A 17,126-nucleotide genomic window follows, 5' to 3' on the forward strand; every position below is an offset into this window, starting at 1 on the left:
CGGGTGGTGAACTGGACCGTAGACGTTCCGATCGACGACCTTCCCGAGCTCCCGCCGCTTCCGGGGGATCTCCAGACGCGCTTCGACGACGCGATCAGCCGCCCGGCGGTACAGCAGCCGAGCTGGCCGGCCGACGAGGCGCGCAAGATGCGGACCGTCCTCGAGTCGGTCCCGCCGATCTGTATGCCCGCCGAGGTCCAGACGCTCGCCGCGCAGCTGGCCGACGTCGCTGAGGGGCGTGCATTCCTCCTGCAGGGCGGTGACTGCGCGGAGACATTCGCCGACAACACCGAACCGCACATCAAGGGCAATATCCGCACGTTGTTGCAGATGGCGGTCGTGCTCACCTACGGCGCCAGCATGCCGGTGGTCAAGGTCGCCCGGATCGCCGGCCAGTACGCCAAGCCGCGATCATCCGACACCGACGCCCTGGGGCTGCCCTCCTACCGCGGCGACATGGTCAACGGATTCGTGGCCGACGCGGCGGTGCGGGCACACGACCCGTCCCGGCTGGTGCGCGCCTACGCGAATGCCGCGGCCGCGATGAACCTGGTCCGCGCCCTCACCCAGGCCGAGGCGGATCTGAGCCGGGTGCACGACTGGAACCGCGAGTTCGTGCGCACGTCACCGGCCGGCGCACGCTACGAGGCCCTGGCGTCCGAGATCGATCGCGGCCTGCGGTTCATGGACGCCTGCGGCGTCACCGATTCGAATCTGAACTCCGCCTCCATCTTCGCCTCGCACGAAGCGCTCGTCCTCGACTACGAACGCGCCATGCTGCGGCTGGCCGACGACCCCGAGGGTGCCGGGAAGGTCCTCTACGACCTCTCGGCGCACTTCCTGTGGATCGGGGAGAGGACCCGCCAGCTCGACGGCGCCCACATCGCGTTCGCGGAGCTCATCAGCAATCCGATCGGCGTCAAGATCGGGCCCACGACGACGCCTGAGCAGGCTGTCGAATACGTCGAGCGTCTCGATCCGCACAACGTGCCGGGGCGCCTCACGCTCGTCGCGCGGATGGGTAACGGCAAGGTCCGCGACGTGCTGCCGGCCATCGTCGGCGCCGTCGAGGCGACCGGCCACAAGGTCATCTGGCAGTGCGATCCGATGCACGGCAACACCCATGAGGCGTCGACCGGCTTCAAGACCCGGCACTTCGACCGCATCGTCGACGAGGTGCAGGGGTTCTTCGAGGTGCATCGCGCGTTGGGCAGCCATCCCGGTGGTGTCCACGTCGAGCTGACCGGCGAGGACGTCACCGAATGTCTCGGTGGCGCACAGGAGATCTCGGATCTCGACCTCGGGGGACGCTACGAGACCGCCTGCGACCCGCGGTTGAACACGCAGCAGTCGCTCGAGCTGGCGTTCCTCGTCGCTGAGATGCTGCGCGGCTGAGGGAGCGGGGCGTCAGCCGATCGCGAGGAACGTGCTGCCGACCCAGAATCCGAGGGCGCCGAGGCCGCCGACCAGCACCAGCACGACGACTATCCAGACCAGCGCGCCGAGCCGGCTGCCGCCGATGAGTTCGGGCTCGACGGCCACCGGCCGTGAGGTACGACGGGTCACCGGACGCGGCGCGGGGCCGACGTCGTCGCGCTCGGCCGCAGGTTGCTCCACGGGTGTGGCGGTGTCCGCGGGCCGTGCCGGGCCGGGCACCGACTGGACCCGGGTGCCATGGCCGCCGGGATCGGGGCCCCGGTAGCGCGACACCGTCTGACGCTCGGCCGACCGGCGCGGCGCGGGCACCGTGAACGGCGGGAGGTCGAGTTCGTCGGCGACGGCGAGCAGAGCCCGCTGCATGTCGAAGCCGTCGGCATAACGATCGGCGGGGTCGCGTTCGGTCGCGCGCAGCACGATCTCGTCGAACTCCTCCGGCACCCCCGGGATCACGTCGCCCGGCGCCGGCACGTCGAAGCTGAGACGTTGGTAGGCGAGGGCCAGGGGTGAGTCGCCCGAGAAAGGTGTTCTGCCCGTGAGGAGTTCGAACATCATCACACCCATGGAGTAGACGTCGCTGCGAGCGTCGGCGTGGGTGGACTCGACCTGTTCGGGGGAGAGGTAGGCAGCGGTCCCGAGGATCACGCTGGCCGAGGTCACCCCGGCCTCGGCCACGGCTCGCACCAGTCCGAAGTCCGCGACCTTGACCTCGCCCTCGTCGGAGATGAGTACGTTCTCGGGTTTCACGTCCCGGTGGACCAGACCGGCGGCATGTGCGGTGCCGAGCCCGCCCAGTACAGGCGCGGCCACCGCGACGACGGCATGGGGCGGCATCGGGCCGCGCTCGCGCAACAGTTCGCGCAGGCTGCCTCCGTCGACCAGTTCCATCACCAGGAACGCGATGCCGTCGTCGATGCCCTGGTCGTACACCGCGACGAGCCCGGGATGTTTGAGGCCGGCGACCGCGCGTGCCTCGAACTCGAAGCGGCGCAAGAACTGTGGGTCTCCCGAGTACCGGGAATCCATCACCTTCACCGCCACGTCGCGTCCCAGCCGCAGGTCGACGGCGAGGTAGACCGCCGACATGCCGCCGCGCGCGATGGGCGCGTCGATCCGGTACCGGTCCTCGAGGACGGTCCCGAGCATCGTGTCGACGGGGGAGTTCACGCTGCCGAATCTACCTGCAGCCCGGGCCGGTCGAGAGCATCGGCACGATGCCGACCGAGGGTGTCGCTGCCGAGGCGTTCGCGGGTCTCGTTCGTCATGTCGTCGCGACCCGACGGTTTCTCCCGCTCCCGACTACCGGCTACCCTTTCGACGTGGGTTCCCTACCGTTGTCGCCTGACACTCTGCCTTCCGACACCGAGTTCCTGTCGATCGACGATGTCGCCGACCGCCTCGGGGTGTCGACCAACCGGGTGCGGACACTCATCCGTGACCATCACCTGCTCGCGGTCTCCCACAACGGATACCCGGCGATTCCGGCGCTCTTCGTGGACGAGGGTGGCGTCGCGAAACACTTCTACGGGCTCGTGGCGGTCCTGATCGACGGCGGTTACACGCGCGACGAGGTGATGGAGTGGTTGTTCACCGAGCAGGAAGATCTCGGACTCCACCCGGCGGCAGCGCTGCACACGGATCTCGCCCGCGAGGTCATCCGCCGGGCGCAGGCCCAGGCTTTCTGAGCGACGCCCCGTCCCCGAACCCCCTGGGTCCGGACTCCCGGGGCTCGGCCTCGGCGCGCCCCGACTCCTCGACGCCCGTCTCCGCGAGGACATCCGACGCGAGAGTGCCCTCGCCGGCCGGGGTCGCGCCCCACGCCCACCTCCCGAACCGGCCCAGCCGCAACGGGTCCCGACGGGTCAGCGACCAGGCCGCGAGGCCGGCCAGTGCGGCCGCCAGCGTCACCTCGACAGGTTTGTAGAAGACGATCGCGTCGTCGGGCTGGAACACGATCAGCAGGAACGTCGAGGCACCGACGACCGTGGCCCGCACCCACATCGGCAGGTCGAAGGCCACCGCGATCACCAGCACCCACGTGTAGTACCAGGGCAGCGTCGACGGCTCGAGCAGGAGTACAGCCAGCATCGCCCACGCCATCCCGGCGACCGCGTCCCGCACGTCGTGGCGGTGGCGCCACCAGAGCGCGACCAGCGTGACCGCGAGGACCACCGAACCGATTGCCCGCGTGACCTCCAGCACCGGTTGCAGATTGAGGGCGACGAACGGCGCCGCGACGAGGGTCACGACATGGGCGGCCAGGGTGGGAATCGTGAACCAGTTGATGATGACGTCGGCCCACCCCAGGCCGGTGAGCCAGCCGAGTCCCAAACCGATCACCAGGGTCCACAGGCCGAACACCGCGACCGCGATCCCGACGATGGATGCGAACACCGTCACCACGTCGCGGGCGGTCACCGGTCGCCGGGAACGGATGTGCGACAACCAGATCCATAAGACGAACGGCAGTGCGATGCCGGCGGTGATCTTGATCGACACCGCGAGCGCCAGGACGGCTGTGCCCACCACGTGCCGGCCGTCGACCACCAGGACGATCCCGGTGACGAGGACGCCCATCATCAGCAGCTCCACGTGCGGTCCCGCCACGAGATGGATCAGGACCAGCGGATTGAACAGCACCAGCCACAGTCCGGCTTGCGGGGAGGCCCCGAACCGCTCCGCCAATCGGGGTATCGCCCAGAGGGACAGGAAGAGTCCGGGCAGCAGCACCAGCCGGATGGCCAGCACGCCGAGGACGACCTGGTCGCCGGTGATCTCGGTGACGACGCGCAGCATGCCCATGAAGAAGGGGCCGTACGGTGCCGTCGTGGTCGCCCAGACCTGCGCCATGCTGTCGACGAGCGGACCGGGCTGGTGGGCCGGACCGTCGGCATACGGGTCGAAACCGGCGCCGAACACCGCGCCCTGGGCGAGATAGGCGTAGACGTCGCGCGAGTACACCGGCACCGCGACGAGCAGGGGAGCGGTCCACACGAGCACCCATCGGCTCAGCGTCCGCGTCGTCGGCGCGGTGTCGGTGGTGGAGGAGATGATCCGACGCCCCAGCCGGACCCACCCGAACACCATGAGGAACACGCCCAGCCAGAACAGCGTCCCGAAGACGTTCTTGCCGTGCCCGTACGTGATCCAGCTCAGACCCAGATCGGAGAGAAGAGCGGAGTTGCGCGGCGGGTCGCCGACCCCGAAGCTGCCGAGACAGACCAGCACGGACCCGATCGCGCCGAGGATCAGATCGCCCCGACCGGCCGTGGCGGCACCTGTCACGGAAGTGCTCACGCCTGACGGTGCGCGACGCGATGGGCGACCGCGATCAACTCGGCACGGATGTCGTCGCCGATGTCGGCGGCGTCGAGTGCGGTCAACGCCGACCCCAACAGCTCGTCGATCGAGTTCTCCACCTCGGCCACCGCGCCGAGCTCGACGAACAGGTCTCGCGCGGAACCCAATTCGTCGCTGTCGAGCCGGCGGCCGAAGTAGGAGCGCAACCGCGCGCCGAGGGCCGGGTCGGCCGCATCGGCGCGTTGCAGCGCGATCGCGCGCAGGGCCGTGTGCTTGTCCGAGACCAGATCGTCCCCGGACGGTTTACCCGTGCGTTCGGGATCGCCGAAGACGCCGAGCAGATCGTCGCGGAGCTGGAAGGCGATGCCGAGGTCGTGCCCGATCGCACGCAGCGTCGACACCAGCTGCTCGGACGCACCGGCGAGTCGCGCACCCAGCTCGAGCGGTCGCGCGACGGTGTAGGCGGCGGTCTTGAACTCCATCACCCGGTAGGCGGCCTCGGTCGAGTCGTCGCCGCCGGCCTCGTTCACGATGTCCAGGAACTGGCCGCCGAGCACCTCGGTCCGCATCGCCGCCCACGTCGCGCCCACCTCCGCGGGCAGCGGGTGGTCGCCGTCCCTGCCGGCTGCGCCGTCCCCGCCGGTTGAGCGGCCCCCGCCGGTTGAGCGGTCCCCGCCGGTTGAGCCTGTCGAAACCCCCGGCCGGTGACCGTGGACCAGGTCGTCCGCCCAGGCGAGCGCGAAGTCGCCGGCGAGGATCGCGGCCGCGACCCCGTGGGCGCCGGAGTCCCCGGCCCACTCCGCGCTCGCGTGCCGTGACTCGAACTCCCGGTGCACGGTCGGGTACCCGCGCCGGGTGTCCGACCGGTCGATGATGTCGTCGTGGATCAGGGCGCAGGCCTGCACGAGTTCGAGTGCGGCGCAGACGCGCAGCGCGTCCCGCGGGCCCGGGGCGTCGTCCTCGACTGCGGCCCCGGCGACGGCACGGTCCGACGACGACGTCCCGCAGCGCCACCCGGCGAAGGCGAAGACCGGTCGGATGCGTTTGCCTCCTCGCAGCACGAACTCCCGGATCAGTTCGGCCGCCTCACCGACCACCGGTGCGATCGCGGCGGCGGCCGGGACGGCGTCGTCGAAGAAGGCGCGTAATTCGGCCTCGACGGCGCCCGGAACCGCATCGAGCGAGGTGGGCGTGGGGATCGTGGAGGTCACCCTGCCAGGCTATGCGACCTGCTCCGTACACTGTGCGGGTGACCCCAACCGCTCCCGCACCCTCGATCGTCGAACGCCTGTCCGCTCCGCACCGCGGCCCGGTCCCGTTCTCGGTCGAGTTCTTCCCGCCGCGTGACGCCGAGGCCGAGTCCCGGCTGTGGCGGGCGGTGCGCATCTTCGAGCGGTTGTCCCCGGCGTTCGTCTCGATGACCTACGGTGCCGGCGGTTCGACGCGGGATCGCACGGTGCGCATCACCGGTGAGCTCGCCGCACAGACCACGCTGCTGCCGGTGGCCCACCTGACCGCCGTTAACCACAGTGTCGCGGAACTGCGCGCGCTCGTCGGTGCCTACGCCGACCAGGGCATCACCAACATCCTCGCGCTTCGCGGCGATCCGCCCGGCGATCCGCTCGGCGAGTGGGTCGCCCATCCCGACGGCGTAGAGTACGCCGAGCAACTGGTCCGGCTCATCGACACCCTCGGCGACTTCCACGTGGGGGTGGCGTCGTTCCCGGAGACGCATCACCGATCGCCCGACGTCGAACACGACACCCGGACACTCGTCAGCAAGTTGCGGGCCGGGGCCGAGTACTCCATCACCCAGATGTTCTTCGACGTCGAGCACTACCTGCGGCTGCGCGACCGGGTCGCGGCCGCCGACCCCGAGCAGGGACTCAAGCCGATCATCCCGGGGATCATGCCGGTGACGTCGCTGGCCACCGTCCGTCGCATGGTCGAGCTGTCGGGATCGGTGATCCCGCCCGACGTCGAGGAACGCTTCGCCAAGGCCGCGGGCAACGGCGCCGAGGAGGATCGTGCGTCGGTCCGTGCCGTCGGCATCGACTTCGCCACCGAGATGGCGCAGCGCCTCGTCGCCGAGGGTGCGCCGTGCCTGCATTTCTGCAGTCTGAACTTCGCCAAGGCCACGACGGAGGTCTTGGGCCGACTCGGCGTGGACGTCGACGCCGCGCTGCACGTCCCGGCCTGAACGGCCGAAGCTGTTCCGCCGGACCGGTGTCGACGCCGGTCCGGCGCGGCATCATGTGCCCGCGGGTGGCTTTCGATCCGCGGGCGGTGTTGCCGATGACGGACCCGACACGGGATCGGCGGCAGCGGCGAGTCCTTCACCCGAGATCGACGACGACGTTGTCTTCGCCGCGGCCGGACGTCCGGGCCGCGGTCCGCGATACCGCTTGGAGTAGGCGATCCGGACGATCACCAGGACGACCACGACGCACAGCAACGCGACGAACCACGACCAACTGCTGACCGCGGCGGTCGCCGGGTCCGGGTAGGTGGCATCGGCGCTGAAGTCCGACGGTTCACCTGGAGCGGGGGTCCAGGTCACGGTGGACTCGCCGACCTGCTCGCCGTTCGTCGCGGTCACCGGACCGCCGAAGGTGACGGTCAGTTGCACGTAGTCGCGGTCCGGGACCAGCTCGGTCAGATCGGCGTCGCCGCGGAACCGCACCACCTCCCCGCTGCGCTTGGCGGTGAGGTCCATCGTCAGCGAGGTGTCGCCGTAGGCGTCGGCCACGATGTCGCCCAGCTGGGCGAACTGTCCCGCGGTGAGATCGCTGAACGACGCCCGCGTTCCGACGCGCGTGGCGGGATCGTCCTCGTCGGGGTTCTCGTCCGCGCCGGCCTCGTCGGTTCCGGCGGACTCGGAGGGGGAGGGGGATTCGGCCGTGTTCTCGGGTCCGGCGCCCGGAGACGACGGCGCGTCGGGACGATCGGGCACCTGTTTGTAGTCGGTCACCGAGACCTGCCCCATCATCGACTCGGGGAGGTCGAACTGCGGTGTCCCGCGCGGATTGTCCGGGGTGGTCGCCACGACGACGCTCCCCGAGTAGCGATCTCCCACCGTCGTCGACCGTTCGAGACAACCGGCCATCAGCGGGGAGAGGGCGACGAGAGCGACGGCCACCGCGGACGGCAACAGGCGCCGGGCTCGGCGGGACCCGGGCGCACCCGGTACGGGATTCGACGAACGCACGGTGCTCATCGTGCCAGACCCCGGCCGGACCGCGGGGCACCCGTCACACCGCGCCGCGTCGGGTGTCGGCGGTGTCAGGGCCGACGGCCGAGACCCCGACGCCCGCGTCGCAGCGCCAGGTGGGCGGCGATGTAACCGCTCGCGCCGGTGACACCTCCGCCGGGGTGAGTCGACGCTCCGGCGAGGAGCAGGCCGTCGGCACCGGGGACGCGGTGTCCGGCGAGGTCGGGGGTCGGACGCCACATGAACATCTGGTCGATGGACATCTCGACATGCATGATGTTGCCGCCGATCAGGCCCAGCTCATCGGCCAGATCTCGCGGCGTCTGGATGTATCGATGCGCGACCGACTCGGCGAAACCGGGCGCGTGGCGGTCCACCTCGTCGACGACGGCCTTCGCGGCGCGGTCCGCCGCGGCCGGCCAGTCGCCGTCGGCCAGCCGGTACGGATGCCACTGTGCCCAGAGATTGATGACGGAGCAGCCCGGGGGCGCGAGCGTCGGATCGATCGCCGAATAGCTCATCGCGACCACGGCCGGGCGCGGCGGGAGTTCGCCCACCGACGCCGCGGCATGGGCTCGGGTGAGGTGGGCGCGGTCGGTGACCAGCAGTCCGAGAGCCGAATGGACGCCGTGCTCGGGCAGGTCGCCGGGCAGCCCCTGGTAGTCGGGCAGGCCGGTTGTCCCCAGGCGAACCGCCATCCCGATCCCGCTGCCCACGACGATGGCGCGTCGCCAGCGGTCGATGACGCCCGCGTCGAAACCGCCGGCGGCGAGGAGGTCGAGCGTGGTGAGCACGTGGCAGGCGTGGATGACTGTTGCGGCACAACGGGATTGACCCGTGCCGGTGAGCACCCGCCAGTGGTCGCCGCAGCGGGCGACGGAGACCGCGGGGTCGCCGCAGGAGACACGGCCGCCGTCCTGGTGGATTCGGTGCACGAGGGCCTCGGTGAGTGCGCCGCTGCCCCCGATCGCGCGTCCGGGCGGGATTCGGTGCATGAGTGCGGCGAATCCGATCATCGGCGCCGTGCCCGGTGCGCTCATGGGCGGTCCGGACTGGGCGCCGAACCACGCGAGTCCGGCCTTGAGCTGTTCGGACTCGAAATACTCGTCGAGGAGGGAGTCGCCGGAGGCCATCAATTCGGCGGTCAGGTTCAGCACCCGGCCGCCGCGCCGGCCGAACAACCCCGTGCGTGCCGTGGTGGCGGTGCCGCCGAGCCCGCCGAAGGCCCGGCCGAACTTCCCCATCGTCGCGGGTTGGTAGAACGCATCCATGACCGCCCGCGCCCGCGGCGTCCACGTCTCCACGAACCGTCGATATGCGGCGGCATCGGCTGCACCGCAGGCGTTCTCGATGGAAGCGCACGTCGCGTCGAGGTCGGTGCGGAAGACGATCGGCGGGGCGGTCGCGGTGGCCGGGACGAACGCCCACGGATCGCAGTCGACGTAGCGCAGGCCGTGCGCGGCGAGGTCGAGGTCGTCGAGGACGGGGGAGTGACGGATCATCAGATGCGACGACGACCCCCGGTCGACCCGATGGCCGGGGAACCGTTCGACGGTGGAGACCGCGCCGCCGGGGATGTCGTCCCGCTCGAGTACCTCCACATCCCGTCCGGCCTGTGCCAGGTAGGCCGCGGCGATCAGGCCGTTGTGGCCCGCGCCGATGACGACGGCGTCACGCCGGGTGCCGTGCATCGTCAGCTCCCGGTACCGGCGCGGCGGGCGGCGGCCGGGGGTTGCAGTTCCAGGGGGAGCGGACGGCCGAGGAACGCGAACGGACGCGGATCGCCGGTGAAGGTGAAGTGGCGCAGGACGTCGGTGAAACCCATCCGCCGGTACAACGACCACGCGCGGTTGTCCTCGGCGGGGATCTCCGGGGTCGACAGCAGCACATGGCGTTCGGGCCGATCGGCCAGCAGCCGGGCGAGGAGCGCCTGTCCGATCCCACGGCCCTGAGCGGTCGGGTGGACGTGCAGCTCGGTGAGCTCGAAGTAATCGCGCGCGATCGCCTCGACCGTCTCGGGCGGTCGGCCCGTCTGGCGGAGTCCGAGCCGCAGCTGCTGGTTCCACCATTGACCGGTCGCGCCGGTGTAGCCGTAGGCGATGCCGACGAGCAGGTCGTCGGGTCCGGAGCCGACCGGTGGACCGACCCGGCGCCGCGCGGCCGGCATGGTCCGCGCCTTGTATGGGGTCACCGTCTCGACCGCGCCCACCGCACGCCATCCGGGCCGCGCGATGTGTTCGCGCCAGAGCCCGGCCCGATGGATCTCCGTACCGCGCGGATAATTCATCGCGGTCACGTAGATCTCCAGGGCCGGCTCGAGCCAGGCCCGGGCGTCCTGGCCACTCAGGCTCACCAGGCGGATGGTCAACGGATTTCCGTTCTCTGCATCGTTCGTCCTGCGTCGTCGACCTGCAGACGAGGTCGGCTGCCGCTGGGGCGGGCCGCCCTCTGCCGGGGGCATCGCGTCGCAGGCCACTTCCGGGAATTGTCCTATCGATGATGCACACTCGGCAGGAATCGGCCCGCAGGTGGTGGCGTTGTACTCCCCGGCGGGGGTTTCGGGTCACAGATGTCTTGAACGCCGACGCCGGGATAGCTATATTGAACGTGTCGAACGGATGTTCGATGAATGTGCCTCCGCAAGCTGTTCGCGTTCATCCGACGACACGGTCCGGCGGCGGACGAGGGAAGCGTCTGCCGCCGGACACAGCCCATACGCACGAGGAGGACGACATGGCCAGATCCCGCAGCGCCACGGCTCTCACCCACGCGGCGCCCGTCGACCCGGTGATGGTCGGTCGAGCGCGCGATCTCCTCGAACGTGCGCACGTGCTCTTCGACAACGCCGACGGCGTCGACGACGACGTCGAGCGGTTCCGCCAGCTGTACCTCGTCGCACTCCGCGCCTCGGGCGCGGCCCTCGCCGTGCACGAACCGGTCGGGACCGTGCGGCGCAGGACGTCGAACGCCTGGACCCGCATCGGTGTGGTCGCCCCCGAGCTGGCGCCGATCGCCGCCCGGTTCGCCGCACTGTCGCCGGTTCGGATGAAGATCGAGTCCGGGATCATCCGCACGATCGACCCCGACAGCGTCGCCGGCATGCGGCTGCTCGTCCTCGACTTCCTGCGTCGGGTCGAGACGATGGTCATCGCCTACGAGCAAGGAAAACTCGGTGCCGAAGCGCCGCAGATCGGCGCGACGGCGTGAATCCGGCCACACTTTGCGGTTTCTGGCACCGCCCGGTCGTCGGCAACAGCGAGTAATGGTGGTCGCGGTCGATTTCACCTCGTATCATGGGACGATATAGGCGCAGACGCCTTTCCGGTCGCGGGTGACCTTCGTCGGCGTCACGGATCAGTGAGAAGGAGGGTCGGTGCCACTTTCGGAGCACGAGCAACGCATGCTCGAACAGATCGAGAGCGCGCTGTACGCGGAAGACCCCAAGTTTGCGTCCAGTGTCAAGCGTCGGCGCCTTGGGAAGTCGAGCGGTCGTCGTCGCCTGCAGGCGGCAGCGGTCTTCGTCGTCGGCCTGGTGATGCTGGTCGGCGGACTCATCGTCAACATCAACATCGGCGGATTCCCGATCGTGAGCCTCCTGGGCTTCCTGGTGATGTTCGGGGCCGGCCTCTTCGCTCTCTGGGGAGACAACAACACCGCCGAGGCGGGCTCGTCGTCGACCAGGTCCGGCAAGAAGCAATCGGGGTCGTCCGGCGGCAAGCGCAAGCTGTCGGAACGCATGGAGGAGCGATTCAATCGCCGGTTCGAGCAGGAGTGATCCGCTGATCCCGACTCCGCGTTCGTCGATCGGCTGACCGACTCCCGCAACTTCGCATACGACTGAGCCGCGTGCCTTCGGGCACGCGGCTCTTTCATGTTCTCGATCGCTCTTCAGAGCACGCTGAACGGGTTCGGGCGCACGGCAGACGGATTCGGGCGCACGATCGACGGGATCGGATGCCCGGTCGACGGTCCTCGCGCTTCTCTACTGGCGATCCCCACTTCTCCCCACCGGCGATCCCCACTTCTCCCCACCGGGTCGCCCCACTTTGCCCCACTAGAGGATCTATGCCTGGATTTCCCGCCTCTCGAACCTCATCGGTATCTCTGGTCACACGCTTGATGCGCTTCTTTCGGCCCGTGACGCGCCGGGGACACGCGCGTTCATTGTCATCTTGAGCTCTCTGAACTGGGAATTTGCTGTCAGTGGGTGAATGCGGGGGCGGCGGGGGTGGAAAGTGGTGGAAAGTGGGGTACTGTGGCAGCACTGGGTGAGGCGAGATACGACGCGGAACCCGGTGGGCAGGAGGTGTCGACGTGTCCGTGCGATTCGTCGGTACCTACACGCCCAAATTGGACGACAAAGGGCGGCTCACGTTGCCCGCCAAGTTCCGCGATGCACTGGCAGGAGGGGTAGTGGTCACCAAAGGCCAAGATCACAGCTTGTCGGTGTACCGGACCGAAGAGTTCGACGCGATAGCCGCTCGGATCGTCGAGGCGTCTCGGAACGACCCTGATCTGCGCGCGTTCCAGCGGACGTTCTTCGCCGGTTCGGAAGAGCAGCGACCGGACGGTCAGGGCAGGATCAGCCTGTCCGGCGACCATCGCGTGTACGCGGGGTTGTCCAAGGAGTGCGTGGTGTTCGGCAGCTTCGATCACCTCGAGATCTGGGACTCGGCCGCATGGAACGAGTACCAGACGCGGCACGAGGAGAACTTCTCGGCTGCCAACTCCGCCGCGCTGAACGCGGTGCTGTAGCCGGAGGACCGGCCCGCCACACCGCCGAGACAGCAACACCAACGACAGCAACCGACCAGAAACCGACCGAAGAGACAGCAACCGATGGGCGAGTTCGGTGCCCAGCGGCTTCGGGTGGCACGAGGCCCCGGCCCGGTGGCGACCCTGGCGTACTTCCCCAACGCCAGGTGCGTGATCGGGTCGGGACCCCGCTCCATCCGACCGCCTGCTCTCGCCGACCCGAGGCATCCGCCCACCGCCGATACCGCATACATGCCGATGGGGGGTCTTCATCATGGTCGATGCCGAGGACGAACCGCGTCGGTCCGGCGAGTTCGGTCACATCCCCGTCATGGGTGCGCGCATCGTCGAACTGCTGACCCCCGCACTGGATTCCGACGATCCGCGCGTCTTCCTCGACGCCACGCTCGGCGCGGGCGGGCACAGTCAACTGGTTCTCGAGTCGTTCCCGAACGTCCGCGTGGTCGGCATCGATCGGGACTCCTCGGCACTCGAGATCGCCCGCGAGCGCCTGGCGTCGTACTCCGACCGGATCTCGCTGCACCAGGCCACCTTTCACGAGATCCGCGACGTGATGGACGCAGCGGGGGAGTCGGTCATCGACGCCGCGCTGTTCGATCTCGGGGTGTCGTCGATGCAGCTGGACCAGGCCGGACGCGGTTTCGCCTATGCGGTGGATGCGCCGCTCGACATGCGCATGAACTCCGACGACCCGCTCACCGCCGCCGACGTGCTCAACACGTACTCGCACGGCGAATTGGCCCGCGTGCTCTCCGATTACGGGGAGGAGCGCTTCGCCGGCCGGATCGCCTCGGCGGTCCTGCGGGAGCGGGACAAGGAGCCCTTCACGACCAGCGCGCGTCTCGTCGAACTCCTCTACGACGCCATCCCGGCCGCCACCAGGCGGACCGGCGGGCACCCGGCGAAGCGGACGTTCCAGGCGCTGCGCATCGAGGTCAACCACGAATTGGATGTCCTGCGTGAGGCTCTGCCGGCTGCGCTGGACGCGCTCGCCGTGGGCGGACGGATCGCCGTGATGAGTTACCAGTCTCTCGAGGATCGGATCGTCAAGCGCGAGTTCGCGACGCGCACATCGTCCACCTCACCTCCCGGGCTCCCGGTCGAGTTGCCCGGCACGGCACCGGAATTCCGTCTCGTCACGCGGGGCGCCGAACGTCCGGACGAGAACGAACTGGCCACCAACCCGCGCTCGGCGCCGGTACGTGTCCGCGCGATCGAACGAGTCGAGAAGAAGGGCTGAGCATGACCATCCTGCACGAGGCCCCGTCGCGGTCCGCCGGCGACGAGCGCGATTCGCGACGGTCACGCCGAACCCGCATCGAGTCCGAACGTGCGACACGATCGCGGGCCGCCCAGCGGGCGCTCGACCGTCGACACCGACGCTCCGCGGCGGGTCGTGCCACGCCGCCGCGTCGTACCGGCGGCGGACTGTCCATGACCGGGGTGTCCCTGCGAGAGCGACTGCAGCACACCCCGTTTGTCGTGCCGGTGATCGCGCTGCTCGTCCTCGGACTCGGTCTCAGCCTGTGGTTGTCGACCAAGGCGGCGCAGGACTCCTACAAGCTGGGAATCGAGCGGACGCAGAACCAGTCCCTCATCGATCAGCGCGACGCGCTCAAGCGCACGTACGAATCGGGCAACTCGGCGCCTGAATTGTCCGACAAGGCAGCACGTCTCGGCATGATCCCCGCCGACAACCCCGCTCGGATGATCGTCGACGACCCGCGACGCCCGCGCGTGGTGGGCAAGCCGGAGCCCGCGTCCGGGCGTCCGATGGGGAGCCTGAATCCCGATACCGCACCGGATCCCGCGGAATCGATCGACCCGAGCCAGGTCGACGACTCGATCGGGCTGGGCGGCGGATCGGGTTCCGCGGGACCCGAGGCGGGTGGGACGTCCACACCGCAACCCGCACCGTCGCAACCCACATCGTCGCAACCGGCATCCGGCGAACCGGCGGCCGGCGGACCGTCTCCGTCGCAGACCGCGCCGCCCGGCGCGAATCCGCTCCCGTCCGGTGCGAGTCCGGCTCCCTCCGGGGCCGGTGCCGTGCCCCCGGCCGCGCCATCGGCCCCGACTCCGGCGCCGAATGTGGTGCCCACCCCGTGAGTTCGCTCCGATCCGCGCTTCCGAAGTGCGCTGGATCTCCGGCGCCATCTCCAACCCGCCGGGGTCAAATCCGGGGTAACCACGTTGAAGCGGTGAACAATTGACGACCATGACACGTGCGACCTTCGAGCGGCTCGGCGCCGGCCCGTCGCGTCCGGGACGCAGACCCGGGCGTGGACCCGGAGCGGGGTCGGGAGGATCGGATCGGAAGGGGCCCGGCGGGCGGAACGGCCGTGGGCCGCAGGGTTTCGTCTTCCGTGCGCGCGCGGCGGGCGTGGTGGTCCTGCTGGTCGTTCTCGCCGTCGCGGTCAAGATGATCGTCGTCCACACGGTGCAGGCGAGTTCGATCTCTGCCGAGGCCGCACAGCAGCGCGAGTACACGCAGGTCCTCACCGCCAAGCGCGGTGCGATCCTCGACCGCAACGGGCGCCCGCTGGCCTACACCGACGAAGCGCGGTCGTTGACGTTCCTGCCCAAGGCCGTTCGCAAGACAATCGAGGAAGAGCACCGCAAGAACCCCGCGCTTCCCGACGTCGAGACCAGGCTCGAGGAGATCGCGAAGGGGGTGTCGGTGGCCCTCGGTGGTTCGATCAGCGAGGAGGATCTCCTCGAAAAGGTCACCGGCGAGGACACTTTCGTGTACCTCGCGCGGTCCGTGAGCCCCGACGTCGCGTCCCGTATCACCGAGGACTTCCCGGAGGTCGGTGCCGACCCGCAGAGCGTCCGCCTCTACCCGGGTGGGTCGCTGGCGGCGAACGTGGTCGGCGACGTGAACTACGACGGCAACGGACTCATCGGGCTCGAGGCGTCGCTGGACTCGATCCTGTCCGGGACCGACGGCTCGCGGACCTACGACCGGGGATCGGACGGGGCCGTCATCCCCGGCAGCATGCGCAACGTGCACCCGGCTCTCAACGGGGCGACGGTGCGCCTCACCCTCGACTCCGACATCCAGTGGTTCGTCCAGAGCCAGGTCATGAAGGCCAAGCAGGCATCGGGTGCGCAGGGCGCGTCGGCCGTGGTGCTCGATGCCAAGACCGGTGAGGTGCTGGCGATGGCGAACGACGGGACGTTCAACGCATCCATCCCGTTGTCCGAGCAGCCCGATGCCGAGCTGGGCAACCCCGCCGTCACGTCTCCGTTCGAGCCAGGCTCGGTCAACAAGCTCATCGCCGCCGCGGCCGCCGTCGAATACGGCATCACCCGGCCCGAGACGGTGCACCGCGTTCCGGGCAGCATCCGGATGGCAGGGGTGACGGTGCGCGACGCTTGGCCGCACGGGGTCGAGCCGTACACCACCACCGGCATCTTCGGTAAATCGTCGAACGTCGGCACCCTGATGCTCGCGCAGCGGATCGGCGAGGAGCGCTTCGCCGACATGGTCAAGAAGTTCGGTCTCGGTCAGCGAACCGGGGTCGGCCTGCCCGCGGAGAGCGCGGGAGAGGTTCCCGCCCTGAGTCAGTGGTCCGGTGGCTCGTTCGCCAACCTGCCCATCGGACAGGGCCTTTCGATGTCGCTGCTGCAGATGACCGCGATGTACCAGGCGATCGCCAACGACGGCCTGCGCATTCCGCCACGTATCCTGGCGTCGGAACAGCGGGACGGGTCGGCGCCCGACGACCGGGCGCGGCCCCAACCCGTTCGAGTGGTGAGCGAGTCCACCGCCCGCACCGTCCGGGACATGTTCCGGTCGGTGGTGCAGGACGACCCGACCGGCGAGCAACAGGGCACCGGGACCAAGGCGGCCGTCGACGGCTACCAGGTGAGCGGCAAGACCGGCACCGCGCAGCAGGTCGATCCATCCTGTGGGTGCTACTCGAACTCGCGGTACAACATCACGTTCGCGGGCATCGCCCCGGCCGACAACCCGCGCTACGTCGTCGGGATCATGCTCGACAACCCACGGCGCAGTTCGGACGGGTCGGGCGGTCAGTCGGCGGCCCCGCTGTTCTCCACCATCACGTCGTGGATGCTCCAGCGCGCCCAGGTGCCGCTGTCCGCGCCGACGCCGCGGCTGACCCTGACCGCGCGGTAGCGCCCGCGGCGCCCGTCGCCGATCGGCCGGGCAGGTGCGGCCACGGGCGCACCGTGTGCCGTGGTGTCGGGGCGGGTCGGTATCGTGAGTGCGATTCTGCGCCTCCCGACGAGGCACCGACGCACCTCGCGGCACAGCCCGGTCCGACGTCCTGACACCGACACCCGTACCGAGCAGTCCCGCACGACCAGCACAGTCCCGAGGAGCGAGCATGTCCGCTCGCCCGTGGGAAACGCCGAGAGAAGAACCGAGGAGGCG

Annotated in this window: 15 protein-coding genes; 9 read left to right on the top strand and 6 right to left on the bottom strand. The window is 69.6% G+C overall.

The genetic code is table 11. From position 1 onward, the window contains the following. The first annotated feature begins 3 nt into the window (after positions 1-3). Positions 4-1,395, top strand: coding sequence for a class II 3-deoxy-7-phosphoheptulonate synthase (locus ACFVHY_RS13130; protein ID WP_068970557.1), 1,392 nt, complete (start codon positions 4-6; stop codon positions 1,393-1,395). Positions 1,396-1,407: 12 nt separating this feature from the next. On the opposite strand, the gene ACFVHY_RS13135 is transcribed toward ACFVHY_RS13130, so the two are convergent. Next, positions 1,408-2,604, bottom strand: coding sequence for a protein kinase (locus ACFVHY_RS13135; RefSeq protein WP_390272342.1), 1,197 nt, complete (start codon positions 2,602-2,604; stop codon positions 1,408-1,410). A 152-nt stretch (positions 2,605-2,756) separates the two neighbouring features. Between ACFVHY_RS13135 and ACFVHY_RS13140 the strand changes: the two genes are divergently transcribed. Then, entirely contained in the window at positions 2,757-3,122 is a 366-nt protein-coding gene (locus ACFVHY_RS13140; RefSeq protein WP_058251861.1) for an Rv2175c family DNA-binding protein, read from the top strand. On the opposite strand, the gene ACFVHY_RS13145 is transcribed toward ACFVHY_RS13140, so the two are convergent. Next, a complete protein-coding gene (locus tag ACFVHY_RS13145; RefSeq protein WP_390272346.1) occupies positions 3,091-4,734 on the bottom strand; it encodes an alpha-(1->6)-mannopyranosyltransferase A in 1,644 nt (547 codons plus the stop codon). The genes ACFVHY_RS13140 and ACFVHY_RS13145 overlap by 32 nt on opposite strands. Continuing rightward, positions 4,731-5,948, bottom strand: a complete 1,218-nt coding sequence (locus ACFVHY_RS13150; protein WP_269552859.1) for a polyprenyl synthetase family protein — start codon at positions 5,946-5,948, stop codon at positions 4,731-4,733. The genes ACFVHY_RS13145 and ACFVHY_RS13150 overlap by 4 nt, the downstream gene beginning before the upstream one ends. Before the next feature lie 11 nt (positions 5,949-5,959). Between ACFVHY_RS13150 and ACFVHY_RS13155 the strand changes: the two genes are divergently transcribed. Then, on the top strand, positions 5,960-6,937 hold the full coding sequence (locus ACFVHY_RS13155; RefSeq protein ID WP_390272349.1) for a methylenetetrahydrofolate reductase: 978 nt from the start codon (positions 5,960-5,962) through the stop codon (positions 6,935-6,937). A gap of 51 nt (positions 6,938-6,988) precedes the next feature. On the opposite strand, the gene ACFVHY_RS13160 is transcribed toward ACFVHY_RS13155, so the two are convergent. The 3 genes from ACFVHY_RS13160 to ACFVHY_RS13170 all read right to left on the bottom strand — a co-directional run bounded on the left by ACFVHY_RS13160 (position 6,989) and on the right by ACFVHY_RS13170 (position 10,316). Continuing rightward, entirely contained in the window at positions 6,989-7,954 is a 966-nt protein-coding gene (locus ACFVHY_RS13160; RefSeq protein WP_390272351.1) for an LppM family (lipo)protein, read from the bottom strand. A gap of 65 nt (positions 7,955-8,019) precedes the next feature. Beyond that, positions 8,020-9,639 carry a phytoene desaturase family protein gene (locus ACFVHY_RS13165; RefSeq protein WP_390272353.1) on the bottom strand — a complete coding sequence of 540 codons (1,620 nt, stop codon included), beginning with the start codon at positions 9,637-9,639 and terminating at the stop codon, positions 8,020-8,022. Between the two features lie 2 nt (positions 9,640-9,641). Beyond that, positions 9,642-10,316 carry a GNAT family N-acetyltransferase gene (locus ACFVHY_RS13170; protein WP_390272355.1) on the bottom strand — a complete coding sequence of 225 codons (675 nt, stop codon included), beginning with the start codon at positions 10,314-10,316 and terminating at the stop codon, positions 9,642-9,644. A gap of 365 nt (positions 10,317-10,681) precedes the next feature. Between ACFVHY_RS13170 and ACFVHY_RS13175 the strand changes: the two genes are divergently transcribed. The 6 genes from ACFVHY_RS13175 to ACFVHY_RS13200 all read left to right on the top strand — a co-directional run bounded on the left by ACFVHY_RS13175 (position 10,682) and on the right by ACFVHY_RS13200 (position 16,868). After that, a complete protein-coding gene (locus ACFVHY_RS13175) occupies positions 10,682-11,155 on the top strand; it encodes an SAV_6107 family HEPN domain-containing protein (RefSeq protein ID WP_390272357.1) in 474 nt (157 codons plus the stop codon). Positions 11,156-11,321: 166 nt separating this feature from the next. Continuing rightward, positions 11,322-11,723 (top strand): DUF3040 domain-containing protein, encoded by a 402-nt coding sequence (locus ACFVHY_RS13180; RefSeq protein WP_065632291.1) that lies wholly within the window; start codon positions 11,322-11,324, stop codon positions 11,721-11,723. Between the two features lie 539 nt (positions 11,724-12,262). Then, positions 12,263-12,703 (top strand): division/cell wall cluster transcriptional repressor MraZ, encoded by a 441-nt coding sequence (gene mraZ / locus ACFVHY_RS13185; RefSeq protein WP_058251706.1) that lies wholly within the window; start codon positions 12,263-12,265, stop codon positions 12,701-12,703. 274 nt (positions 12,704-12,977) lie between these two features. Then, positions 12,978-13,964 (top strand): 16S rRNA (cytosine(1402)-N(4))-methyltransferase RsmH, encoded by a 987-nt coding sequence (rsmH, locus tag ACFVHY_RS13190; RefSeq protein ID WP_390272360.1) that lies wholly within the window; start codon positions 12,978-12,980, stop codon positions 13,962-13,964. A 2-nt stretch (positions 13,965-13,966) separates the two neighbouring features. After that, entirely contained in the window at positions 13,967-14,833 is an 867-nt protein-coding gene (locus ACFVHY_RS13195; protein WP_390272363.1) for a hypothetical protein, read from the top strand. A 109-nt stretch (positions 14,834-14,942) separates the two neighbouring features. Further along, positions 14,943-16,868, top strand: a complete 1,926-nt coding sequence (locus tag ACFVHY_RS13200; RefSeq protein WP_390272365.1) for a peptidoglycan D,D-transpeptidase FtsI family protein — start codon at positions 14,943-14,945, stop codon at positions 16,866-16,868. Positions 16,869-17,126: the final 258 nt, after the last annotated feature.

This window comes from Gordonia sp. NPDC127522, from assembly GCF_042672305.1.
Taxonomy (GTDB): Bacteria; Actinomycetota; Actinomycetes; order Mycobacteriales; family Mycobacteriaceae; genus Gordonia; species Gordonia hongkongensis.